Source organism: Streptomyces sp. NPDC059002 (assembly GCF_042740435.1).
Lineage (GTDB): Bacteria > Actinomycetota > Actinomycetes > Streptomycetales > Streptomycetaceae > Streptomyces.
The window spans coordinates 81,973-102,819 of the sequence record NZ_JBHYJI010000022.1; the positions used below are offsets into that span (position 1 = coordinate 81,973).

Consider the following 20,847-nt stretch of genomic DNA (forward strand, 5'->3'; position numbering starts at 1 on the left):
GTCAGCTCTTCTTGGCCGACTTGGCCGACTTGGCCTCGTCCTCGGAGGACTCGGACTCTTCCGCATCCCCCTTGGCCTCGGACGAGGAGGCCTCACCGCTCTTCTCAAGCTTCACGGAGTCGGCCGCACCGTCACCGTCACCGTCCCCCTCGCCGGAGGCGTCCGCGTCGGCGTCGGGCTCGACGATCTCCTCCCGGCCGGGCCGGATCCGCGCCGACACCACGAGGTAGACGACCGCGAGCACGAAGACCACGATCGCGGTCCACACGTTCAGGCGGAGCCCCAGGACGTGGTGGGCGTCGTCGACACGCATGTACTCGATCCAGCCGCGCCCCGCGCAGTACGACGCGACGTACAGCGCGAACGCCCGCCCGTGCCCGAGCTTGAAGCGGCGGTCGGCCCAGATCACCAGGACGGCGACGCCGATGCACCACAGGGACTCGTACAGGAAGGTCGGGTGGTACGTGCCGGGAACCCGGCCGTCGTCCGCCGAGGTGATCTTCAGCGCCCAGGGCAGATCCGTGGGCTTGCCGTACAGCTCCTGGTTGAACCAGTTGCCCCACCGGCCGATGGCCTGGGCGAGGGCGATGCCGGGGGCCAGCGCGTCGGCCCAGGCCGGCAGCGGAATGCCCCGTCGGCGACAGCCGATCCACGCGCCGACCGCGCCGAGCGCGATCGCGCCCCAGATGCCGAGGCCGCCCTCCCAGATCTTGAAGGCGTCGACCCAGTCACGGCCCTCGCTGAAGTACAGCTGGTAGTCCGTGATCACGTGGTAGAGCCGTCCGCCGACGAGGCCGAACGGCACGGCCCACACGGCGATGTCGGCCACGGTGCCGGACCGGCCCCCGCGGGCGACCCACCGCTTGTTGCCGAGCCAGACGGCCACGAAGACGCCGATGATGATGCAGAACGCGTAGCCGCGCAGCGGAATGGGTCCGAGTTCGACCACACCGCGCGACGGACTGGGAATGAAGGCAAGGTCCATGGCAGGTCCGACGCTACCGTGCCGGGCGGCGGGGACGGCAACCAGCCCGGCTACGGCTCCATAACAGGCACACCGGCAGCGGCCGCTAGCCCTTGTTCGCGTCCTCCACCATCTTCTTCAGCTTCGCGGGCGTCAGCGGGTTCTTCTGGTCCCCGAAGATGTTCTTGCCGTCGAGCAGCACGGTGGGCGTGCCCTGCAGCTTGGCGTCGCGGAAGGCCTTGTCGGACTTGCCGACCCAGCTGTCGTGCTTCCCCTCGTCCACGCACTTCTTGAAGGAGTCCGTGACCAGTCCGTCGACCTCGCCCGCGAGCTCGATGAGCCTGCTGTTCTTGGCGTAGGCGTCGTCCGTCTCCTCGGGCTGGTTCTTGAAGAGCACGTCGTGGTACGGCGGGTACTTGCCGTCGTCCTGGGCGCACGCCGCCGCGTTGGCCGCGCGCAGGGAGCCGTCTCCGCCGAGGTTGTTGTCGATGAGCGTCGCCAGGTGGTACTCGACCTTCAGCTGGCCCTTGTCGGCCAGTTCATTGATCGTCGAGCGGTAGGTGTCCTCGAACTGCTTGCAGGCGGGGCAGCGGAAGTCCTCCCAGATGGTGAGGGTCGACTTGGCGCTGTCCTTGCCGAGGGGGATCGACAGCTGATCCTTGCCGTTCGCCCCCTTGGGGACGACCACCGGGCCCGATGTGTCGGTCTTCTTGTCGTCCCCGGAGTTGGCGGCGAGCAGGCCCACCACCGCGGCCAGGCCCAGGACGCCCAGCACGGCCGCGCCGACGATCAGCGCCCTGCGCTGCTTGTCGCGGGACTTCTGCCGCTCTCGCTCTTCCGCCAGCCGCTCGCGGGCCGATCGCTTTCCCTCACGGTTCTTCTCGCTCACACCCCGCCAACGAACCGGGGAGGCACGAGCGTGCCTCCCCGGTCCAAGATCCACCCGTATGGGTTACGCCTTGCCGCGTACGCCGTCCGCGAGTTCGCCCGCGAGGGTGCGGACGGCGGCCAGACCTGCCGCCTCGTCCGGGGCGTCGAGCATCCGCTGGACGAAGGCGGAACCGACGATCACGCCGTCGGCGAAGCCCGCGACCTCGGCGGCCTGGCGGGCGTTGGAGACGCCGAGCCCGACGCAGACCGGCAGGTCGGTGGTGGCCTTGGTGCGCCGCACCAGTTCCTGCGCCTGCTCGCCGACGGACGCGCGGGTGCCCGTGACGCCCATCAGGGAGGCCGCGTAGACGAAGCCGGAGCCCGCCGCCGTGATGGTGGCGAGCCGCTCGTCCTTGCTGCTCGGCGCGACGACGAAGACCGTCGCCAGGCCGTGCTTCTCGGCGTGCTCCCGCCACAGCGCCGACTCCTGCACGGGCAGATCGGGCAGGATGCAGCCCGCGCCGCCCGCCTCGGCGAGCTCGGCGGTGAAACGCTCCACGCCGTAGCGGTCGATGGGGTTCCAGTACGTCATGACGAGCACCGGCTTGCCGGTCGCGTCGAAGGCCTCGCGGACCGTGCGCATGACGTCGCGGATCTTGAGGCCGCCGCGCAGCGCGATGTCGTCGGCGGTCTGGATGACCGGGCCGTCGAGCACCGGGTCGGAGTGCGGCAGGCCCACCTCGACCACGTCGGCGCCGCCGTCGAAGGCGGCCTTGACCGCTTCGATGCCGCCGTCGACGGTCGGGAACCCGGCCGGGAGGTAGGCGATGAGGGCGGACCTGCCCTCGGCCTTCGCGGCCGCCAGGGTGTCACTCAACAGCTGGATGTTGCCGCTCACTTGGCGTCCCCCTCGATCTCCGCGGTGGCCGCCGCGTCCGCCTCGACGGCGGCGTCCGTGTCGTACAGGCCGAAGTAGCGCGCGGCCGTGTCCATGTCCTTGTCGCCGCGCCCGGACAGGTTGACGACGATCAGGCCGTCCTTGCCCAGCTCCTTGCCGACCTCCAGGGCTCCGGCGAGCGCGTGGGCGCTCTCGATGGCCGGGATGATGCCCTCGGTGCGGGACAGGAGCCGCAGGGCCTGCATCGCGGCGTCGTCGGTGACCGCGCGGTACTCGCCGCGGCCGCTGTCCTTGAGGTAGGCGTGCTCGGGGCCGATGCCGGGGTAGTCGAGTCCGGCCGAGATCGAGTAGGGCTCGGTGATCTGGCCCTCCTCGTCCTGGAGGACGTACGAACGGGAGCCGTGCAGGATGCCCGGCTCGCCCGCGGTCAGCGTCGCCGCGTGCTCGCCGGTCTCGACGCCGTGCCCGGCGGGCTCGCAGCCGATGAGGCGTACGTCCGCGTCCGGGATGAAGGCGTGGAAGAGGCCGATGGCGTTGGAGCCGCCGCCCACACAGGCGATCGCGGCGTCGGGCAGGCGTCCGGCGCGCTCCAGGATCTGGCGGCGGGCCTCGACGCCGATGACGCGGTGGAAGTCGCGGACCATGGCCGGGAAGGGGTGCGGTCCCGCGACGGTGCCGAAGAGGTAGTGCGTGCGGTCCACGTTGGCGACCCAGTCGCGGAACGCCTCGTTGATCGCGTCCTTCAGGGTGCGGCTGCCGGACTTCACGGCGACGACCTCGGCGCCCAGCATGCGCATCCGGGCCACGTTCAGAGCCTGGCGCTGGGTGTCGATCTCGCCCATGTAGATGGTGCAGTCGAGGCCGAAGAGCGCGCAGGCGGTGGCCGTGGCGACGCCGTGCTGGCCCGCGCCGGTCTCGGCGATGACGCGGGTCTTGCCCATGCGCTTGGTGAGCAGGGCCTGGCCGAGCACGTTGTTGATCTTGTGCGAGCCGGTGTGGTTCAGGTCCTCGCGCTTGAGGAAGACGCGGGCGCCTCCCGCGTGTTCCGCGAAACGGGGGACTTCGGTGAGGCTGCTGGGGCGGCCCGTGTAGTGGACCAGGAGGTCGTCGAGTTCGCGGGCGAACTCTGGGTCGTTCTTGGCCTTGTCGTACTCGACGGCGACCTCGTCCACGGCGGCGACGAGGGCCTCCGGGATGAACTTGCCGCCGAACGCGCCGAAGTAGCCTTCGGCGCTGGGGACTTGACCCTCCGGGTCGGGGATGAAGTACTCGCTGGGCATGCGGGATCCTCGCTGTGGCTGGCGTTTGCGTTTCGGCATGAGTACGCCCTGGCGCCGTAGCTGGTCACGGGTCCATCGCGGCTGCAGCTCGTGGTGGGCTGATCGCGCAGTTCCCCGCGCCCCTGACGGGGCGCTCCTCAGCTCAGGCGGCGCCCGGAGCGCCGCCTCGCCATCGCATCCCTGGGATCTGGCCCGGTTCTGAACCGATGTGGTAGCGCACGCGCCTGCCCCGCACGCGGCGTGCGGGGGCCCGGCAGCCGCGGGGGCGGCAGCCGGGGGCCAGGCGGGCGGCAATGGGCATCGGGAGGGTCAGCTCCGTCCGTGGCGGAGGGCCGGGTGGGCGCCCGCGGCGACGAGGTCGGAGACCGCGGACTTCGGGTCGCGGCCGGTGACCAGGGACTCGCCGACGAGCACCGCGTCGGCGCCCGCGTTGGCGAAGGCGATCAGGTCGTGCGGTCCTCGCACACCGGACTCGGCGATCTTGACGACGCTGTCCGGCAGTTCGGGCGCGATGCGCTCGAAGGTGGAGCGGTCGACCTTGAGGGTCTTGAGGTCGCGGTTGTTGACGCCGATGACCCGGGCGCCCGCGTCCACGGCGCGCTCGGCCTCGTCCTCGTCGTGCACCTCGACGATCGGCGTGAGGCCGATCGATTCGGCACGCTCGATGAGGGACTCCAGGGCGGGCTGCTCCAGGGCCGCCACGATGAGCAGCGCGAGGTCGGCGCCGTACGCCCTGGCCTCCCACAGCTGGTACGAGGTGACGATGAAGTCCTTGCGGAGCACCGGGATGTCGACCTTGGCGCGGACGGCCTCCAGGTCGGCGAGCGAGCCGCCGAAGCGGCGCTCCTCGGTGAGCACGGAGATGACGGCGGCGCCGCCCGCCTCGTAGTCGGCGGCGAGACCTGCCGGGTCGGCGATCGCGGCGAGCGCGCCCTTGGAGGGGCTGGAGCGCTTGACCTCACAGATGACCGAGACGCCTTCGCCGCGCAGTGCGGCCGCGCCGTCCTTGGCCGCGGGGGCCTTGGCCGCGCGCTCCTTGAGCTCGTCGAGGCTGACGCGCGCCTGCCGCTCCGCGAGGTCGGCACGGACTCCGTCGATGATCTCGTCGAGCACACTCACGCGAGCGGCCCCCTTCCCTGACGGTTGAGCTGACGTTCAAGCTGGTCACTGCGATGGTATCCGCAGGAGGGCGAAGGCTCCGCATCCGGTTGACGCCCGTCCCACGACCTGGACATCCGCCGCGCCCCCGACCTGCGGGTTCGCCCGGGCCCGCGGCCCGCGAGGTCAGGGGTGCAGCCAGGATCCGAACGGCAGATTGCGTACGACGGTGAAGACCGCGACCAGGACGCCGGCGGCCCAGAGGTGCGCCGTGCCCAGGTGGATCCTGGGCGGCCGTCCGCGCACGGTCCTGACCACCCAGAAGGTCCACACCACCGCGAAGAGGCCGTACCCGACGACGGCGAGCGCATTGGCGCCGAACGCCGCCGCGACGTCGCCGTGGACGAACGCGTGGGCGCTGCGCAGGCCGCCGCAGCCGGGGCAGTAGATGCCGGTGAGGCGGAGCAGCGGGCAGGCGGGGTAGTGGCCGGGTTCGTTCGGGTCGACGGCGCCGACGTACGCGAAGGCCCCGACGACCGAGGCGAGCACACCGGCCGGCACGAGCAGACGGGTCAGGACGGCGGGCGCTGCGCTCTCGGTTTCGGCGGTCACGCGTGCATTCTGCCCCGCGCCGTGGTCCGGCGCCCGGTGGCCGGACGGTGGGCGCGTACGCGAAGAGGCGGCCACGGCGCGTGCCGGACCGCCTCTTCGCGTACGACGAAGATCAGCTCTGCGGGATCAGCTCTCGGAGCCCGCGACCTGTCGCTGCGGGCGCTTGGCCTGGCCCAGGCCCGCCATGCGCATGGCGCCGCCGACGATGCCGCCGATGGCGATGATGGCCATGCCGGCCCAGAAGCCGGGCACGTTCGCCATCACCATGAAGGCGCCCGCGACGCAGAAACCGATGAAGGCGATGATGACGCCGGTCCAGGCGGCCGGGGTGTGTCCGTGGCTGCTGCCCGCCATTGAATTGCTCCTCGTTGCTGTATGCGTGGCGGCGGGTGACGAGCCCGCCGCGCTCGGACGCTCACTGTCATTGTCCCGTACTCGCGCGTATGCCGTGAGCGCGGGGTCACTCATGTGCCGGGGGCGCGCGGTCGCTCCGCGCGCGCCGGACCGGTCACGTTTCGCGCGTCGGGTCCTCGCCGCGGTCCAGGGCCTTCCACAGCTCCTCGGGCCGCTCCGGGTCCGGTGCCCTGCGGGTCTTGCGGGGCGCGGGCGAGCCGTCGCGTTCGTAGCGGCCCGACATCGCGGGCCAGCCACGGCCGTACGTCAGCGCGAGCAGCCCCGCGAGCAGGAGCAGCACGCCCGCGGCGGCCGCGGCGTACGGCCAGCCGGTGTGGCTCAGGCCGCCGATGGTGGCGGCGGCGTCGCCGGAGGCCGTCGCGGCCTTCTCGTCGAGGGCCCCGCTGTCGTCCGCGCCGAGCAGGGCGGCGGCGACCGTGCCGGCGCCGCTGAGCACGAGCAGCAGGGAGACCAGGACGCGTCCGGTGCGGCGGACCGCGAAGACCGCGACGAGCGCGGCGAGGCCCACTATCGCGAGGGCCGCGGGCACGCCCGTGACGTCGCTGCCCTTGGCGGTCAGCGGCAGGGAGCCGCCCGCCACCGAAGCGGTGCCGTGCGCCCAGTCCTGGCGGGATGCGAGCAGTGCGAGGGCCGCGCCGACGGCGCCGAGCAGCAGCGCGGCGGCGATGCTGCGCCTGCTGCTGCGCTGCTCTTGGCTCTCGGACGGAGCCTCGGTACGGGGCGGTGGTACTGCGGAAGTCACCTGTCCACTATCCCTCACGGCCCGAACGGGCGTGCAATCGGTTCGCCGTGTGGATGGCGCGCAGCACGGCGGCGGCCTTGTTGCGGCACTCGGTGTCCTCGGCGACGGGGTCGGAGTCGGCGACGACGCCCGCGCCCGCCTGCACATATGCCGTGCCGTCGCGGAGCAGGGCGGTGCGGATGGCGATGGCGGTGTCGGAGTCGCCCGCGAAGTCGAGATAGCCGACGCAGCCGCCGTACAGGCCGCGCCGGGACGGCTCCAGTTCGTCGATGATCTGCATCGCGCGGGGCTTGGGGGCGCCGGAGAGAGTGCCCGCGGGGAAGCAGGCGGTGAGCACGTCGAAGGCGGTGCGGCCCTCGGCGACCTGTCCGGTGACCGTCGACACGATGTGCATGACGTGCGAGTACTTCTCGATGGACATGAAGTCGACGACCTCGACGGATCCCGGCTCGCAGACCCGGCCCAGGTCGTTGCGGCCCAGGTCGACGAGCATGAGGTGCTCGGCGCGCTCCTTGGGGTCGGCGAGCAGCTCGTCGGCGAGCGCCTGGTCCTCCTGCGGGGTCGCGCCGCGGTGCCGGGTCCCCGCGATGGGGTGCACCATGGCGCGCCCGTCCTCGACCTTGACGAGGGCCTCGGGGCTGGAGCCGACCACGTCGAATCCGTCGAAGCGGAAGAGGTACATGTACGGCGAGGGGTTGGTGGCCCGCAGCACCCGGTAGACGTCCAACGCGCTTGCCGTACAAGGGGTTTCGAAGCGCTGCGAGGGCACGACCTGGAAGGCCTCGCCGGCCCGGATGCGCTCCTTGATGTCCTCGACGGCGTCCTGGTACTGCGCGCCGCCCCACAGCGCGGTGTACTCCGGGAGTTCGGAGGGCGGCAGGGCGGCGGGCGGCTGGGGGACGGGCCGCGAGAGGTCGGCCTCCATGGCGTCGAGCCGGGCGACCGCGTCGGCGTACGCCTCGTCGACGCCGGTGTCGAGGTCGTTGTGGTTGATCGCGTTGGCGATCAGCAGGACCGAGCCGTCCCAGTGGTCCAGGACGGCGAGGTCGCTGGTGAGCAGCATGGTCAGCTCGGGGAGCTGGAGGTCGTCCCGCTCCCCCGGGCCGATCTTCTCCAGGCGGCGCACGATGTCGTAGCCGAGGTAGCCGACCATGCCGCCGGTGAAGGGCGGCATGCCGGCCGCCAGGTCGCGGGGGGTGTGCAGCAGGTCGACGGTGGTGCGCAGCGCGGCGAGCGGGTCGCCCGACGTGGGGACGCCGACGGGCGGGGTGCCGAGCCAGTGGGCCTCGCCGTCGCGGACGGTGAGGGTGGCGGCGCTGCGGACGCCGACGAAGGAGTAGCGAGACCACAAGAACGCGGCGCGGCCGTTCTCCGCGGACTCCAGGAGGAAGGTGCCGGGGCGTTCGGCGGCGAGCTTGCGGTAGAGGCCGACGGGGGTGTCGCCGTCCGCGAGGAGCCTGCGGCTGACGGGGATGACGCGGCGGTCGGCCGCCAGCTTGCGGAAGGTCTCGAGGTCCATGGGAGCCGACCCTACTGACCGGGCGCCGAGGTGCCGGACACGGGCAGCACGTCGGTGTCGAAGCAGGTGCGCGTGCCCGTGTGGCAGGCGGGGCCGACCTGGTCGACCTGGACGAGGACGGTGTCCGCGTCGCAGTCCAGGGCGACTTCCTTGACGTACTGGAAGTGCCCGGAGGTGTCGCCCTTGACCCAGTACTCCTGGCGGCTGCGCGACCAGTAGGTGCAGCGTCCTGTGGTGAGGGTGCGGTGCAGTGCCTCGTCGTCCATCCAGCCGAGCATCAGCACCTCACCGGTGTCGTACTGCTGGGCGATGGCGGGGACGAGTCCGTCGGCGCTGCGCTTGAGGCGCGCGGCGATCTCCGGGTCGAGGCTGCTGGGCGGCGGAACGCTGGTCATGGGCCCATTGTGCCGCGCTCCCCCGGCTCGCCCCGATGGCGTCCACTGTCCGGACCGCGGGGCCGGTCGTAGGCTGGATGACATGTCGACCCATGCCAAGCGTGAACGACTCCTCCTCGCCGATCTGTTGGAGGCGGAGGGCCCTGAGGCCCCTACCCTGTGCGAGGGCTGGAGGACCCGGGACCTCGCGGCCCATGTGGTGGTGCGCGAGCGCCGCGCGGACGCCGCGGGCGGGCTCGTGATCAAGCAGCTGGCCGCGCGCCTCGAGCGGGTGCAGGCCGAGTTCGCCGCGAAGCCGTACGAGGAACTGATCCAGCTGATCAGGACCGGGCCGCCGCGGTTCTCGCCGTTCTCGCTCAAGCAGGTCGACGAGGCGTCGAACGCCGTCGAGTTCTACGTCCACACCGAGGACGTGCGCCGCGCACGGCCCGACTGGACGCCCCGCGAGCTCGACCCGGTCTTCTCCGACGCCCTGTGGTCCCGCCTCGAACGCACGGCCCGCCTGGTCGGCCGCAAGGCACCGACCGGCCTGGTCCTGCGCCGCCCGGACGGCCAGACGGCGGTGGCGCACCGGGGCACCCCGGTGGTGACGGTGACCGGCGACCCCGCCGAACTCCTGATGTTCGTGTACGGCCGCCAGGAGGTCGCCGATGTCGCTCTGGAGGGCGACAAGGACGCGATCGCCACGCTGCACGAGACGAAGCGGCTCGGGCTCTAGGGCCTGTCCGGCGGATCAGGCCGCATGCGGGTGGCGCCCACCTTTCGGTGCTGGTGAGCGGGGTCTGGTGCGTGCAGCTGCAAGGCGGAGGAGGGCGGCAACGCAGTGGGGTCTCCCCTGCTCGAGCGCAGCCGAGAGCTTGGGGGAGTGCGTGCCAGACCCCGCGACCCGCGGCATGATCCGCCGGACAGGCCCTAGGGTCTGCCCATGATCAAAGTTTCCATGGTGAGCGTCTACGTGGACGACGTCGCGAAGGCGCACGCCTTCTACACGGACGTGCTCGGCTTCGAGACCCGTGAGCACATCGACATGGGGGACGGGATCCTGTTCGTCACGGTGGGTGCGGCCGGTGCCCAAGCGGACCTGGAGCTGCTCCTGGAGCCGGGTCAGGGGCCGATCGCCGAGCCGTACCGCGCGGCGCTGCGGGCGGCCGACCTGCCGTGCATCGTCTTCTCCGTCGACGACGTGCGCGCCGAGCGCGAACGGCTCGGCGCGCTCGGTGTGCGCTTCGCGCAGGAGCCGACGGAGCAGGGCACGCTGCTCACCGCGGTGCTCGACGACACGGTCGGCAATCTGGTGATGCTGTCCCAGCCGATCGGCTGAACTTCCCTGTTCAGACGGGGAGTTCGGCGCGGCGCAGCGGGCGGGAGCAGAGTCCGTACGCCGCGCCCGCCATGGTGAGAGCCGCGCCCGCGAGGAAGACGGGACCCGCGCCCCACGCGCCGATCGCGACACCCGTGAGCGGGTAGCTGAGCGGCGGGATGCCCATGGTGAAGAGGCTGCCCACCGAGGTGACGCGGCCGAGGTAGGCCGGGTCCGTGACGGTCTGCATCAGCGCACCGGCGAGCGCGCCGCCGAGCCCGAGGCACAGCCCCGTGAAGAACGCGGCCACCACACCGGCCGCCACCGAGGGGGCGAACGCGAACGCGCCGAGCGCCACCGCCCCGGGCAGCACCGCGCACGACATCACGAGCCCGGCCCGCGGCACCCGCCGCCGCACGGCGAGCAGCAGCGACGCGGCCCCCGCGCCCAGCCCGAAGCCCGCGAGGACCCATCCCATCCCGGCCGCGCCCCAGCCGCGCTCGTCGGCGAGCAGCACGAAGCCCACGTTGGCGGGCCCGGCGAAGCCCATCTCGCTCACCGCGATCGTGACCACCAGCGGGGCGAGGACGCGGTGCCCGCGCACATACCGCAGCCCGTCGGCCAGTTGGCGCCGCGCCGTGTCCGCCGCGCGGCCCGCCCGCTCCTCGGCGGGCTCCCTCATCCGTACGGTCATGAGCAGCGGCAGGGACACCGCGAACAGCACCCCGGCCACGCCGAACCCCGCCGCGGGACCGCCCACGGCGACCGCGAGCCCGCCGAGCGGCGCCGAGCACACCGTGGCCACGCGCTGGGCCAGACCGCGCAGGCCCTGCACCCGGCTCAGCTGTCCCGGCGCGGTGATGCGCGGCGGCAGGGCGCCCACGCTCGGCAGGAAGAGCGCGTCCACGGCCCCGAAGACGAGGGCGACGGCGGCGAGCACCCAGATCCCGGGGGCGGCCACCAGGAGCAGCGCGGCGACCGCGACGACCACCGCGCAGCGCACCGCGTCGCTGCCGATGACCACGCGGCGCGGCCCGAAGCGGTCGGCGACGACTCCCCCGCCGAGCATGAGCAGCGCACGCGGCACCGCGCCGACGGCGAGCACGAGCCCGGTCTGCGCGGCGCCGCCGCTGCGGGCGGCGGCCCAGGACAGCGCCACGAAGTAGACGTTGTCGCCGATCATCGACGCGGTGTAGGCGCTCAGCCAGCGCAGGACGTTGGGGTCGCGGTGGGCGGGGCGTTCGGCGACGGGGGCCGGGGGTATGCCGGTGACGGTCATGGCGGGCGCCCTCTCAGATCCGGAAAGGGAAACTGGCCAGGTGCACGGCGACGTTCTCGCGCCCCTCGGTGTCACCGGCCGCCTCCGCGGCCTTGCCCCGCTCCTCGTACGTCTTGATCAGGGCGTGGATCTCGGCGTTGAGCCGGGTGAGTTCGGCGGGGTTGAGGCGGGCGAGGAAGTCGGACTGGTCGGCCGCCTTGCGCCACTGCTCGCCCCATGCCGCCTGCTGGTCGAGGTAGGTCTCGTACTGCTCGTTGTGGTGCGCGATCAGGCGGCGGACGGTGGCCGCGTGGGCGGCGACGCCCTCGGGCGAGTCCTTGAAGTCCTCGTGGCGGAAGCTCAGGGTCTCCTGCGCGGCGCGCCACCACCGCTCGCGCGCGTCGCCGCTCTGCGCCTCGGCCTCCTCGATGAGGCCGTGCTCGGCGAGCTTGCGCAGGTGGTAGCTGACCAGCGAGACCGCCTCGTCGACCTGCGCCGCCAGCTGTGAGGCCGTGGCGACACCGGCGACGCGCAGCGTGCCGTAGAGCTTCAGGCGCAGCGGGTGCCCGAAGGCCTTCAGCGTGCCGACGTCGGTGATCCGGCGGTTCTCGGGAGGCGGGGGCTGCCGCTTGTCGTCCATGCCTCCACCGTAGATAGGAAAGAAAAGTTGCACAATAAAAATTGCGCAACTTCTCTTTCGCATCTGTACGGAAAAGAGCCCCGGCCGCCCAGAGGCGGCCGGGGGCCAGACACCGGAGGGAGCGGCAACCCGGAGGGCTCAGCGGACGGGGTGCCCCGCCGCGCGCAGCGTCTCCTTCACCTCGCCGATCCGCAGATCCCCGAAGTGGAAGACGGAGGCCGCGAGCACCGCGTCCGCGCCCGCCGCGACGGCCGGCGGGAAGTGTTCGAGGCGGCCCGCGCCACCGGACGCGATGACCGGCACGGTGACGTGCCCCCGCACCGCCTCGATCATCTCGATGTCGTAGCCGTCCTTGGTGCCGTCCGCGTCCATCGAGTTGAGCAGGATCTCCCCCGCGCCCAACTCGGCGGCCCGGTGCGCCCATTCGACGGCGTCGATCCCGGCGGACTTGCGGCCGCCGTGCGTCGTCACCTCGAAGGACCCGGACGCGGTGCGCCGCGCGTCCACCGAGAGCACGAGCACCTGGCGCCCGAACCGCTCCGCGATCTCACGGATCAGCTCGGGGCGCGCGATCGCCGCGGTGTTGACCCCGACCTTGTCCGCGCCCGCGCGCAGCAGCTTGTCGACGTCCTCCGCGGTGCGTACGCCGCCGCCGACCGTGAGCGGGATGAAGACCTGCTCCGCGGTGCGGCGGACCACGTCGTACGTCGTCTCGCGGTTGCCGGAGGACGCGGTGATGTCCAGGAAGGTGAGCTCGTCGGCGCCCTCGGCGTCGTACACCTTGGCCATCTCGACGGGGTCGCCCGCGTCGCGCAGGTTCTGGAAGTTGACGCCCTTGACGACGCGGCCGTTGTCCACGTCGAGGCAGGGGATGACTCGTACGGCGAGGGTCATGACGCGTCAGCTCCCCGGTACGCCTCCACCTCGACCTCGACGACCAGGCTGGGGTCGATGAAGCCGGAGACGATCAGCATGGACGCGGCGGGCCTGACCTCGTCGAAGAGCTCCTTGTGGGCGCGGCCCACCTCGTCGACGTCGCGCGCGTGCGTGATGTACATGCGGGTGCGCACGACGTGCTCACGGCCGAGGCCGAGCTTCTTCAGGGCGTCGATCGCGACCTGGAAGGCGTTGAGCGTCTGCTCGTAGGGCGTGCCCGCGTCTATGGTGCCGTTCACCACGGACGTGCAACCCGCCACCAGGACGAGGCCGTTGGGCAGTTCGACGGCGCGGGAGTAGCCGATGGCGTCCTCCCACGGGCCGCCCGAGTTCACCCGGCGTACGACGTCGCTCATGCCGACGCCACCGCCGCGAGCGCCTCTTCGAGGGTGAACGCCTTCGCGTACAGCGCCTTGCCGACGATCGAGCCCTCGACGCCCAGCGGCACCAGCTCGGCGATGGCGCGCAGGTCGTCCAGGCTGCTCACGCCGCCGGAAGCGACCACGGGGCGGTCCGTGGCCGCGCAGACGCCCCGCAGGAGCTCCAGGTTGGGGCCCTGCAGCGTGCCGTCCTTGGCGATGTCGGTGACGACATAGCGCGCGCAGCCCTCGGAGTTGAGGCGCTCCAGGGTCTCGTAGAGGTCGCCGCCGTCGCGGGTCCAGCCGCGGCCGCGCAGCGTCGTGCCGCGCACGTCGAGGCCGACCGCGATCTTGTCGCCGTGCTCGGCGATGACCTTGGCGACCCAGTCCGGGGTCTCCAGGGCGGCCGTGCCGAGGTTCACGCGGGTGCAGCCGGTGGCGAGGGCGGCGGCGAGCGTGTCGTCGTCGCGGATGCCGCCGGACAGCTCGACCTTGATGTCCATGGCGCCCGCGACCTCGGCGATCAGCGCGCGGTTGTCGCCGGTGCCGAACGCGGCGTCCAGGTCGACCAGGTGCAGCCACTCGGCGCCCGACCGCTGCCAGGCGAGGGCGGCCTCCAGCGGGGAGCCGTAGGAGGTCTCCGATCCGGACTCGCCGTGGACGAGGCGTACGGCCTGGCCGTCGCGGACGTCGACGGCGGGAAGGAGTTCGAGGGTGCTCACAGGGTTCCGATCCAGTTGGTGAGGAGCTGGGCGCCGGCGTCGCCGGACTTCTCGGGGTGGAACTGGGTGGCGCTCAGGGCGCCGTTCTCGACGGCCGCCACGAAGGGCTCGCCGTGCGTGGACCAGTGCACGTACGGGGCGCGCATCACGGGATTGGCGACTTCGAGGGACCAGTCGTGCACGGCGTAGGAGTGCACGAAGTAGAAGCGGGCGTCGTCGTCGAGGCCCTTGAAGAGCGGGGACCCGGCCGATGCCTGGACCGTGTTCCAGCCCATGTGCGGCACGATGTCGGCCTTCAGCGGCTCGACCGTGCCGGGCCACTCGTCGAGGCCCTCGGTCTGAACGCCGTGCTCGATGCCGCGCGCGAAGAGGATCTGCATGCCCACGCAGATGCCCATCACCGGACGGCCGCCGGACAGGCGCCGCCCGACGATCCAGTCGCCGCGCGCCTCCTTGAGCCCCTGCATGCAGGCGGCGAAGGCGCCGACGCCGGGCACGAGCAGGCCGTCGGCGTTCATGGCCTTGTCGAAGTCGCGCGTTATCTCGACGTCGGCCCCCGCGCGCGCGAGGGCGCGCTCGGCGGAGCGGACGTTGCCGAAGCCGTAGTCGAAGACGACGACCTTCTTGGGAGTGCTCATCTCGCGTACGCCTCCCGTCAGTTCCAGTAGTCGAGCCGCAGGATGCCCGCGGCCAGGCACATCACGGCGCCGATGGACAGCAGCGTGATGAGGCTCTTCGGCATGCCCTGCTTGACGAAGGAGATGACGCCGCCGATCAGGAAGAGGCCGACGACGATGAGGATGGTGTTGAGGCCCGTCATGGCTTTACAGCGCACCCTTCGTGGAGGGGAGGATCCCGGCCGCGCGCGGGTCGCGCTCCGAGGCGTACCGCAGGGCGCGGGCCAGGGCCTTGAACTGGCACTCCACGATGTGGTGGGCGTTGCGCCCGTACGGCACGTGGACGTGCAGCGCGATCTGCGCCTGGGCGACGAAGGACTCCAGGATGTGCCGGGTCATCGTCGTGTCGTACTCGGCGCCGATCATGGGCGCCATGTTCTCCGGCTCGGTGTGCACCAGGTACGGGCGGCCGCTCAGGTCGACCGTCACCTGGGCGAGCGACTCGTCCAGCGGGACGGTGCAGTTGCCGAAGCGGTAGATGCCGACCTTGTCGCCGAGCGCCTGCTTGAAGGCGGCACCGAGGGCGAGCGCGGTGTCCTCGATGGTGTGGTGCGAGTCGATGTGCAGGTCGCCCTCGGTCTTGACCGTGAGGTCGAAGAGGCCGTGGCGGCCGAGCTGGTCGAGCATGTGGTCGTAGAAGCCGACCCCGGTCGACACGTCGACCTTTCCGGTGCCGTCGAGATCGATCTCGACGACGACGGAGGTCTCCTTGGTGGTTCTCTCGACCCGTCCTACGCGGCTCATGCGCTCTGCTCCTTCTTCAGTTCGCGTACCGCATCGAGGAACGCGTCGTTTTCGGCGGGGGTTCCTGCGGAGACCCGCAGCCATCCCGGCACGCCGTTGTCCCGGACCAGGACGCCCCGGTCGAGGATCCGCTGCCACACCTCATGGGAGTCGGCGAATCGCCCGAACTGCACGAAGTTGGCGTCGGAGTCGGTCACTTCATAGCCCATGCCGCGCAGCTCGGCGACGAGCCGGTCGCGCTCGGCCTTGAGCTGCTCGACGTACCCGAGGAGGGTGTCCGTGTGCTCCAGGGCGGCGAGCGCGGTGGCCTGCGTGACGGCCGACAGGTGGTACGGCAGGCGGACCAGCTGCACCGCGTCGACGACCGCGGGATCGGCGGCGAGATAGCCGAGGCGCAGCCCCGCCGCACCGAAGGCCTTCGACATGGTGCGCGAGATGACGAGGTTCGGCCGCCCCTCGATCAGCGGGAGCAGCGAGTCGCCGTGGCTGAATTCGACGTACGCCTCGTCGACCACGACCATCGACGGCTTGGCGGCCTGCGCGGCTTCGTAGAGGGAGAGGACCGTCTCGGCCGAAACGGCGTTCCCCGTCGGGTTGTTGGGCGTCGTGATGAACACGACGTCCGGCTGGTTCTCGGCGATCGCCTTCGTGGCCGCGGCGACATCGATCGTGAAGTCGTCGCGGCGCGGTCCGGAGATCCAGTTCGTGCCGGTGCCGCGCGCGATGAGGCCGTGCATCGAGTACGAGGGCTCGAAGCCGATGGCCGTGCGCCCCGGGCCGCCGAAGGTCTGCAGGAGCTGCTGGATGACCTCGTTCGAGCCGTTGGCCGCCCAGACGCCGGCGAGGGCGACCTCGTGCCCGGTGGTGCGGGTGAGGTAGCGCGCGAGCTCGGTGCGCAGCTCGACCGCGTCCCGGTCGGGGTAGCGGTTGAGGTCGCGGGCGGCCTCGCGCACCCGCTCGGCGATGCGCTCGACGAGCGGCTCGGGCAGCGGGTAGGGGTTCTCGTTGGTGTTCAGGCGTACGGGTACGTCGAGTTGGGGCGCCCCGTAGGGGGACTTGCCGCGCAGCTCGTCGCGTACGGGAAGGTCGTCGATCCGCGTCACTTCGTGGGCACCTTCCATCCGAACCTCGCCTTGATCGCGGCGCCGTGCGCGGGCAGGTCCTCCGCCTCGGCGAGCGTCACCACGTGGTGCGCCACGTCGGCGAGGGCCTCGCGCGTGTAGTCGACGATGTGGATGCCGCGCAGGAAGGACTGGACGCTGAGCCCCGAGGAGTGGCAGGCGCAGCCGCCGGTGGGCAGGACGTGGTTGGAGCCCGCGCAGTAGTCGCCGAGGGAGACCGGCGCCCAGGGGCCCACGAAGATCGCGCCCGCGTTCTTGACGCGGTCGGCGACGGCGGTGGCGTCCGCGGTCTGGATCTCCAGGTGCTCGGCGCCGTACGCGTCGACGACCCTGAGGCCCTCCTCCAGGCCGTCGACCAGGACGATCGCGGACTGGCGGCCAGCGAGCGCCGGTGCGATCCGGTCCTCGACGTGCTTGGTGGCCGCGACCTGCGGCGCCAGCTCCTCGACGACCGCGTCCGCGAGGGCCTCGGAGTCGGTGACGAGCACGGCGGCCGCGAGCGGGTCGTGCTCGGCCTGGCTGATCAGGTCGGACGCGACGTGCGCCGGGTCGGCGGTGTCGTCGGCGAGGACCGCGATCTCGGTCGGGCCCGCCTCGGTGTCGATGCCGATGCGCCCGGTGAAGTAGCGCTTGGCGGCCGCGACCCAGATGTTGCCGGGGCCCGTGACCATGTTGGTGGGGGCGCAGGTCTCGGTGCCGTACGCGAACATCGCGACGGCCTGGGCGCCGCCGACCGCGTACACCTCGTCGATGCCGAGGAGCGCGCAGGCGGCGAGGATCGTCGGGTGCGGCAGGCCGCCGAACTCCTTCTGCGGCGGCGACGCGAGCGCCATCGACGCGACGCCCGCCTCCTGCGCCGGAACCGCGTTCATGATCACGGAGGAGGGGTAGACGGAGCGGCCGCCGGGCGCGTAGAGCCCGACGCGCTCGACCGGTACCCACTTCTCGGTGACCGTGCCGCCGGGCACGACCTGTGTGGTGTGCGGGGCGCGGCGCTGCTCGCGGTGGACGAGACGGGCCCGCCTGATCGACTCCTCGAGCGCGGCACGGACCTCGGGGTCGAGACCGGCCAGCGCGTCGGTGAGCGCGGCGGCGGGCACCCGCACCTGGTCGAGGCGTACGCCGTCGAACTTCTCCGCGTACTCGATCAGCGCCGCGTCGCCACGATGATGCACGTCCTCGCAGATGGGCCGCACCTTCTCCAGGGCGGCCGCGACGTCGAAGTCGGCACGGGGCAGCAGGGCGCGCAGGGCGGCCCCCGACGGAAACTCCGTAAGGGCATCGCCGCGCAGATCGATTCGAGAGATCACATGGCCAATTCTCTCAGACCTTCTTTCGACACCGGACGCCCGTATCACTGGCTGATATGGATCCCGGAACAGCACGTTCACCACTAGCGTTCAGGCCGTCACCGAACGGGCATGAACAGGTGTACGAGGCGCAAGCGGACGTGGCACGGGGAGGACGGAAGCAGTGGCCGACGGCACCGGCATCGGGGACCCGCCGGACGGGCTGACCGCCGCGGAGATGGGCATGTGGCAGGCCTTCCGCAACGGCACCGTCTATGACCTCAGGTCGGGCGACGCGACCGTGGACGATCCGCACGGCGGGCACCCCTGGGGCTCCGAGCGCAGCGTGCGCGCGCGCATCGTGTGCTGGCTGCTGCTCGACGGGCCGCCCGCGCTCGCCGGCCGGGTCTCCTCGCTGAAGCTGGCGGGCGTCCAGATCACCGACGTGCTCGACCTCGCGGGCGGCACGGTCGTGCCGTACACCGAGATGAAGCACTGCCGCTTCGAGAAGGAGGTCCTCCTCCCGGAGACCCGCTTCGCCACACTGCGGCTCGTCGACTGCGCGGTCCCCCGCCTGGAGGCCGCCCGGCTGCACACCGAGGGCGATCTGCACCTGCCGCGCTGCCGCATCCACAACGGCATGCGCCTCACCGACGCCCACATCGGCACCGACCTGCTGCTCAACCAGGCGGTCGTCTACCGCGACCGGCGCGGCAACTCGATCCTGGGCGACGGCCTGTCCGTCGGCCAGGACCTGCAGGCCGAGATGATGGAGTCGCACGGCCAGCTGAGCCTGCGCGGCGCGAAGATCGGCGTCTCGCTGAGCCTGCGCGGCAGCCTGCTCACCAACCCCTACGGCCGCCGCGCCCTGAACGCCCCCCAGCTGACCGTGGAGCGCTCGCTCTATCTGACCCCCGCGGGACTCGGCAACCCGTCCCTGACCAGCGGCGCGACCCCGGCGCGCGGCACCCGTGTGCAGCGCTTCGAGTGCCAGGGCGGGATCCGCCTCGACGACGGCAGGTTCGGCGACGCCATCGACCTGACGCAGGCCCGCTTCACGCTCCAGAACGACCAGGAGCTGTCGCTGCGCCGCGTCCAGACGCCCGAGCTGCGCTTCCTCGGCGAGGCACCGCAGCGCGGCAAGGTCGTCCTGTCCGGCGCCAGGATCGTCACCCTGATCGACAGGTCGGTGAGCTGGCCGGGCCCCGGCGGACTGCAGATGGGCGGCTTCACGTACGAGAACCTCGTCCCGCAGGGCAGCTTCCCGCTCTCCCTGCGCCTGAGCTGGGTGGCGGCGGCGACCGCGGAGTACAACCCCGAGCCGTACGAGAAGCTGGCGACCGTCCTGCGCAACGGCGGCGAGGACGCCGACGCCCGCGAGGTCCTCCTCGCCAAGCAGCGCAGACGCCGCGAGACCCTGCCCCTCGCGGCGAAGCTGTGGGGGTACGCGCAGGACTGGACGGTCGCGTACGGCTACCGCCCCGGCCGGGCCGCGGTCTGGATGGCCGTGCTGTGGGCGATCAGCGCGGTGGCCTTCTCGCGCGCCGACCACCCCGCGATCAAACCGGGCGAGCACCCCAACTGGAACCCCGCCCTGTTCACCCTCGACCTGCTGCTGCCCGTCATCAACCTCGGCCAGGACAGCTACTGGCAGCTGCGCGGCGGCTGGCAGTGGTTCGCCGCCGTCCTGATCCTGCTCGGCTGGATCCTCGCGACGACGGTGGCAGCGGGCGCGACGCGACTGCTGCGGCGCAGCTAGGCGCTGCGCTCGGCTGGAACGGTGCCGGTACGCCCACCGGCGTGGGGGCGGTCTGCCTCTGCGGGTGTGTGGGGGCTGGTCGCGCAGTTCCCCGCGCCCCTTCGGGGCGCGGCCGAACCGTTATCCACCCGGAGGCAACCTTCCCCACCCCTCGACCGTCATCCCAGCGCAACGAACAATTGAGCAACCACGACGGTGACCGGCGACCCCGCGCGAGCGGTGCCGGTTGAGGCGCAAAGGAGGGCACGGTGCTGCGTGCCTTCATCCGTACCGCCCGTATGGTGCGGCACACCCCGCGGCTCGCCGCCGGGCTCCCGCCGGACGACGAGGTGCTCCTCGACGTCCCCGACGAGCGCCTCGCCCCCGCCCTCGTCGCCGCGGGCCGCGGCGACTACGGCCCCGCCGCCAAGCTCCTCGCCACCTCCCGCGAGGCCGCCGAGTGGGAGAACCGCGACCGCTACACCACGCGGCTCGCCGCCTTCGCCCGCTCCCGCCCCGAGTGGTTCGACGACTGGCTCGGCGCCTCCCCGCACGACCCGGACGCGCTCCTCGTCAAGGCGGAGCTCGCGGTCGTGCGCGGCTGGGAGTCACCGGCCCGCGCCGAGCTGCTGCGCGACGCGAGCCCGCTGCTCAGCGCCGCCGCCGAGGCCGACCCGCGTGACCCGGTGCCCTGGCGGATCGCGCTCGACCACGCGCGCGGCACCCACGCCCCGCACACCGTCTTCGAACAGCTGTGGGAGGAGGCGGTGCGCCGCTCCTCGTACCACTACGGCTGCCATGCCTCGGCCCTGCAGTACCTGTCCGCCGCCTGGTACGGCTCGCACCGCGAGTGCTTCGACTTCGCCGAGCGCGCCGCCCAGGACGCACTGCCCGGCTCGTTGATACAGGTACTCCCCGCCCGCGCCGCCTTCGCCTACCTCACCAGCCCCTCGGGAAAGGTGCCGCGCGAGCGCCTCGACACGGCGGCCGACCTCGCGATCGGCCTGTCCAGGGAGTACGCGGCAGGGGATCCCTGGCCCGCCGAGGTCCGCAACCTCCTCACCTACGTCCTGGTCCGCCTGGAGCGCTGGGACGACGCCCTGGAGCAGCTGCGCCTGATCGGGCCCTACGCGACGTCCTTCCCCTGGGACCGGATGGCCGACGATCCGCTCGGCCAGTTCCTGGAGCTGCGCGACGGCGTACGCATCGAAGTGGCGTCGATGACGCCGCTGCGCACTCCGCGCGACCGCGCGCACCCCGGCGAGCATTAG

25 protein-coding genes are annotated in these 20,847 nt (G+C 72.0%); 4 read left to right on the forward strand and 21 right to left on the reverse strand.

Annotated features, from left to right (window positions below; translation table 11 throughout):
- Window position 1 precedes the first annotated feature (1 nt).
- The 11 genes from lgt to hisI form a co-directional block, all read right to left on the reverse strand.
- Window positions 2–985 carry a prolipoprotein diacylglyceryl transferase gene (gene lgt / locus ACFWZ2_RS21185; protein ID WP_384547830.1) on the reverse strand — a complete coding sequence of 328 codons (984 nt, stop codon included), beginning with the start codon at window positions 983–985 and terminating at the stop codon, window positions 2–4.
- 85 nt (window positions 986–1,070) lie between these two features.
- A complete protein-coding gene (locus ACFWZ2_RS21190) occupies window positions 1,071–1,853 on the reverse strand; it encodes a DsbA family protein (RefSeq protein ID WP_384547832.1) in 783 nt (260 codons plus the stop codon).
- A gap of 63 nt (window positions 1,854–1,916) precedes the next feature.
- The gene (trpA, locus tag ACFWZ2_RS21195; RefSeq protein WP_384547834.1) at window positions 1,917–2,732 is read right to left on the reverse strand and encodes a tryptophan synthase subunit alpha; all 816 of its coding nucleotides are present in this window, start codon (window positions 2,730–2,732) and stop codon (window positions 1,917–1,919) included.
- A complete protein-coding gene (gene trpB / locus ACFWZ2_RS21200; RefSeq protein WP_384547836.1) occupies window positions 2,729–4,012 on the reverse strand; it encodes a tryptophan synthase subunit beta in 1,284 nt (427 codons plus the stop codon). The genes trpA and trpB overlap by 4 nt, the downstream gene beginning before the upstream one ends.
- A 142-nt stretch (window positions 4,013–4,154) precedes the next feature.
- Complete coding sequence (gene trpM, locus ACFWZ2_RS21205; protein WP_384547838.1) at window positions 4,155–4,313, reverse strand: tryptophan biosynthesis modulator TrpM; 159 nt, start codon at window positions 4,311–4,313, stop codon at window positions 4,155–4,157.
- Between the two features lie 8 nt (window positions 4,314–4,321).
- Window positions 4,322–5,131 (reverse strand): indole-3-glycerol phosphate synthase TrpC, encoded by an 810-nt coding sequence (gene trpC, locus ACFWZ2_RS21210; RefSeq protein ID WP_384547840.1) that lies wholly within the window; start codon window positions 5,129–5,131, stop codon window positions 4,322–4,324.
- 165 nt (window positions 5,132–5,296) lie between these two features.
- On the reverse strand, window positions 5,297–5,722 hold the full coding sequence (locus ACFWZ2_RS21215) for a DUF2752 domain-containing protein (protein WP_384547842.1): 426 nt from the start codon (window positions 5,720–5,722) through the stop codon (window positions 5,297–5,299).
- 126 nt (window positions 5,723–5,848) lie between these two features.
- Window positions 5,849–6,076 (reverse strand): HGxxPAAW family protein, encoded by a 228-nt coding sequence (locus ACFWZ2_RS21220; protein ID WP_384547844.1) that lies wholly within the window; start codon window positions 6,074–6,076, stop codon window positions 5,849–5,851.
- Window positions 6,077–6,230: 154 nt separating this feature from the next.
- Complete coding sequence (locus tag ACFWZ2_RS21225) at window positions 6,231–6,878, reverse strand: TIGR02234 family membrane protein (RefSeq protein WP_384547846.1); 648 nt, start codon at window positions 6,876–6,878, stop codon at window positions 6,231–6,233.
- 7 nt (window positions 6,879–6,885) lie between these two features.
- Complete coding sequence (locus tag ACFWZ2_RS21230; protein WP_384547848.1) at window positions 6,886–8,397, reverse strand: anthranilate synthase component I; 1,512 nt, start codon at window positions 8,395–8,397, stop codon at window positions 6,886–6,888.
- Between the two features lie 11 nt (window positions 8,398–8,408).
- Window positions 8,409–8,792: a phosphoribosyl-AMP cyclohydrolase gene (gene hisI / locus ACFWZ2_RS21235; RefSeq protein ID WP_384547850.1), complete on the reverse strand. Its 384-nt coding sequence runs from the start codon at window positions 8,790–8,792 to the stop codon at window positions 8,409–8,411.
- 82 nt (window positions 8,793–8,874) lie between these two features.
- Here hisI and ACFWZ2_RS21240 point away from each other — a divergent pair, with 82 nt between their 5' ends.
- Window positions 8,875–9,510: a TIGR03085 family metal-binding protein gene (locus ACFWZ2_RS21240; RefSeq protein WP_384547852.1), complete on the forward strand. Its 636-nt coding sequence runs from the start codon at window positions 8,875–8,877 to the stop codon at window positions 9,508–9,510.
- Between the two features lie 207 nt (window positions 9,511–9,717).
- The gene (locus ACFWZ2_RS21245; RefSeq protein ID WP_384547853.1) at window positions 9,718–10,113 is read left to right on the forward strand and encodes a VOC family protein; all 396 of its coding nucleotides are present in this window, start codon (window positions 9,718–9,720) and stop codon (window positions 10,111–10,113) included.
- A 10-nt stretch (window positions 10,114–10,123) separates the two neighbouring features.
- Here ACFWZ2_RS21245 and ACFWZ2_RS21250 read toward each other — a convergent pair whose 3' ends face one another.
- The 10 genes from ACFWZ2_RS21250 to hisD form a co-directional block, all read right to left on the reverse strand.
- Window positions 10,124–11,371: an MFS transporter gene (locus ACFWZ2_RS21250; protein ID WP_384547855.1), complete on the reverse strand. Its 1,248-nt coding sequence runs from the start codon at window positions 11,369–11,371 to the stop codon at window positions 10,124–10,126.
- 13 nt (window positions 11,372–11,384) lie between these two features.
- On the reverse strand, window positions 11,385–11,990 hold the full coding sequence (locus tag ACFWZ2_RS21255; protein ID WP_384547857.1) for a helix-turn-helix domain-containing protein: 606 nt from the start codon (window positions 11,988–11,990) through the stop codon (window positions 11,385–11,387).
- A gap of 138 nt (window positions 11,991–12,128) precedes the next feature.
- Complete coding sequence (hisF, locus tag ACFWZ2_RS21260) at window positions 12,129–12,884, reverse strand: imidazole glycerol phosphate synthase subunit HisF (protein WP_384547859.1); 756 nt, start codon at window positions 12,882–12,884, stop codon at window positions 12,129–12,131.
- Window positions 12,881–13,282 (reverse strand): RidA family protein, encoded by a 402-nt coding sequence (locus ACFWZ2_RS21265; RefSeq protein ID WP_384547861.1) that lies wholly within the window; start codon window positions 13,280–13,282, stop codon window positions 12,881–12,883. The genes hisF and ACFWZ2_RS21265 overlap by 4 nt, the downstream gene beginning before the upstream one ends.
- Complete coding sequence (gene priA / locus ACFWZ2_RS21270) at window positions 13,279–14,007, reverse strand: bifunctional 1-(5-phosphoribosyl)-5-((5-phosphoribosylamino)methylideneamino)imidazole-4-carboxamide isomerase/phosphoribosylanthranilate isomerase PriA (RefSeq protein WP_384547863.1); 729 nt, start codon at window positions 14,005–14,007, stop codon at window positions 13,279–13,281. The genes ACFWZ2_RS21265 and priA overlap by 4 nt, the downstream gene beginning before the upstream one ends.
- The gene (gene hisH / locus ACFWZ2_RS21275; RefSeq protein ID WP_384547864.1) at window positions 14,004–14,645 is read right to left on the reverse strand and encodes an imidazole glycerol phosphate synthase subunit HisH; all 642 of its coding nucleotides are present in this window, start codon (window positions 14,643–14,645) and stop codon (window positions 14,004–14,006) included. The genes priA and hisH overlap by 4 nt, the downstream gene beginning before the upstream one ends.
- A gap of 17 nt (window positions 14,646–14,662) precedes the next feature.
- Window positions 14,663–14,827 (reverse strand): hypothetical protein, encoded by a 165-nt coding sequence (locus ACFWZ2_RS21280; RefSeq protein ID WP_062781233.1) that lies wholly within the window; start codon window positions 14,825–14,827, stop codon window positions 14,663–14,665.
- Between the two features lie 4 nt (window positions 14,828–14,831).
- Window positions 14,832–15,428 carry an imidazoleglycerol-phosphate dehydratase HisB gene (hisB, locus tag ACFWZ2_RS21285; protein ID WP_384547867.1) on the reverse strand — a complete coding sequence of 199 codons (597 nt, stop codon included), beginning with the start codon at window positions 15,426–15,428 and terminating at the stop codon, window positions 14,832–14,834.
- A complete protein-coding gene (locus ACFWZ2_RS21290) occupies window positions 15,425–16,531 on the reverse strand; it encodes a histidinol-phosphate transaminase (protein ID WP_384547868.1) in 1,107 nt (368 codons plus the stop codon). Before ACFWZ2_RS21290 ends, hisB begins: the two co-directional genes overlap by 4 nt.
- On the reverse strand, window positions 16,528–17,859 hold the full coding sequence (gene hisD / locus ACFWZ2_RS21295) for a histidinol dehydrogenase (protein WP_384547870.1): 1,332 nt from the start codon (window positions 17,857–17,859) through the stop codon (window positions 16,528–16,530). Before hisD ends, ACFWZ2_RS21290 begins: the two co-directional genes overlap by 4 nt.
- Before the next feature lie 163 nt (window positions 17,860–18,022).
- Between hisD and ACFWZ2_RS21300 the strand changes: the two genes are divergently transcribed.
- Both ACFWZ2_RS21300 and ACFWZ2_RS21305 read left to right on the forward strand, forming a co-directional pair.
- The gene (locus tag ACFWZ2_RS21300) at window positions 18,023–19,597 is read left to right on the forward strand and encodes an oxidoreductase (RefSeq protein ID WP_384547872.1); all 1,575 of its coding nucleotides are present in this window, start codon (window positions 18,023–18,025) and stop codon (window positions 19,595–19,597) included.
- 278 nt (window positions 19,598–19,875) lie between these two features.
- The gene (locus ACFWZ2_RS21305) at window positions 19,876–20,847 is read left to right on the forward strand and encodes a hypothetical protein (protein WP_384547913.1); all 972 of its coding nucleotides are present in this window, start codon (window positions 19,876–19,878) and stop codon (window positions 20,845–20,847) included.

Excerpts from the sequence above, each read along its gene's own strand:
- ACFWZ2_RS21245 (WP_384547853.1), top strand. The coding sequence starts at position 9,718 with ATGATCAAAGTTTCCATGGTGAGCGTCTACGTGGACGACGTCGCGAAG.
- ACFWZ2_RS21250 (WP_384547855.1), bottom strand. The coding sequence starts at position 11,371 with ATGACCGTCACCGGCATACCCCCGGCCCCCGTCGCCGAACGCCCCGCC.
- ACFWZ2_RS21265 (WP_384547861.1), bottom strand. The coding sequence starts at position 13,282 with ATGAGCGACGTCGTACGCCGGGTGAACTCGGGCGGCCCGTGGGAGGAC.
- hisH (WP_384547864.1), bottom strand. The coding sequence starts at position 14,645 with ATGAGCACTCCCAAGAAGGTCGTCGTCTTCGACTACGGCTTCGGCAAC.
- ACFWZ2_RS21230 (WP_384547848.1), bottom strand. The coding sequence starts at position 8,397 with ATGGACCTCGAGACCTTCCGCAAGCTGGCGGCCGACCGCCGCGTCATC.
- hisB (WP_384547867.1), bottom strand. The coding sequence starts at position 15,428 with ATGAGCCGCGTAGGACGGGTCGAGAGAACCACCAAGGAGACCTCCGTC.
- ACFWZ2_RS21255 (WP_384547857.1), bottom strand. The coding sequence starts at position 11,990 with ATGGACGACAAGCGGCAGCCCCCGCCTCCCGAGAACCGCCGGATCACC.
- trpB (WP_384547836.1), bottom strand. The coding sequence starts at position 4,012 with ATGCCCAGCGAGTACTTCATCCCCGACCCGGAGGGTCAAGTCCCCAGC.
- hisF (WP_384547859.1), bottom strand. The coding sequence starts at position 12,884 with ATGACCCTCGCCGTACGAGTCATCCCCTGCCTCGACGTGGACAACGGC.
- lgt (WP_384547830.1), bottom strand. The coding sequence starts at position 985 with ATGGACCTTGCCTTCATTCCCAGTCCGTCGCGCGGTGTGGTCGAACTC.
- ACFWZ2_RS21220 (WP_384547844.1), bottom strand. The coding sequence starts at position 6,076 with ATGGCGGGCAGCAGCCACGGACACACCCCGGCCGCCTGGACCGGCGTC.
- hisI (WP_384547850.1), bottom strand. The coding sequence starts at position 8,792 with ATGACCAGCGTTCCGCCGCCCAGCAGCCTCGACCCGGAGATCGCCGCG.
- ACFWZ2_RS21240 (WP_384547852.1), top strand. The coding sequence starts at position 8,875 with ATGTCGACCCATGCCAAGCGTGAACGACTCCTCCTCGCCGATCTGTTG.
- trpM (WP_384547838.1), bottom strand. The coding sequence starts at position 4,313 with ATGCCCATTGCCGCCCGCCTGGCCCCCGGCTGCCGCCCCCGCGGCTGC.
- ACFWZ2_RS21280 (WP_062781233.1), bottom strand. The coding sequence starts at position 14,827 with ATGACGGGCCTCAACACCATCCTCATCGTCGTCGGCCTCTTCCTGATC.
- ACFWZ2_RS21305 (WP_384547913.1), top strand. The coding sequence starts at position 19,876 with ATGGTGCGGCACACCCCGCGGCTCGCCGCCGGGCTCCCGCCGGACGAC.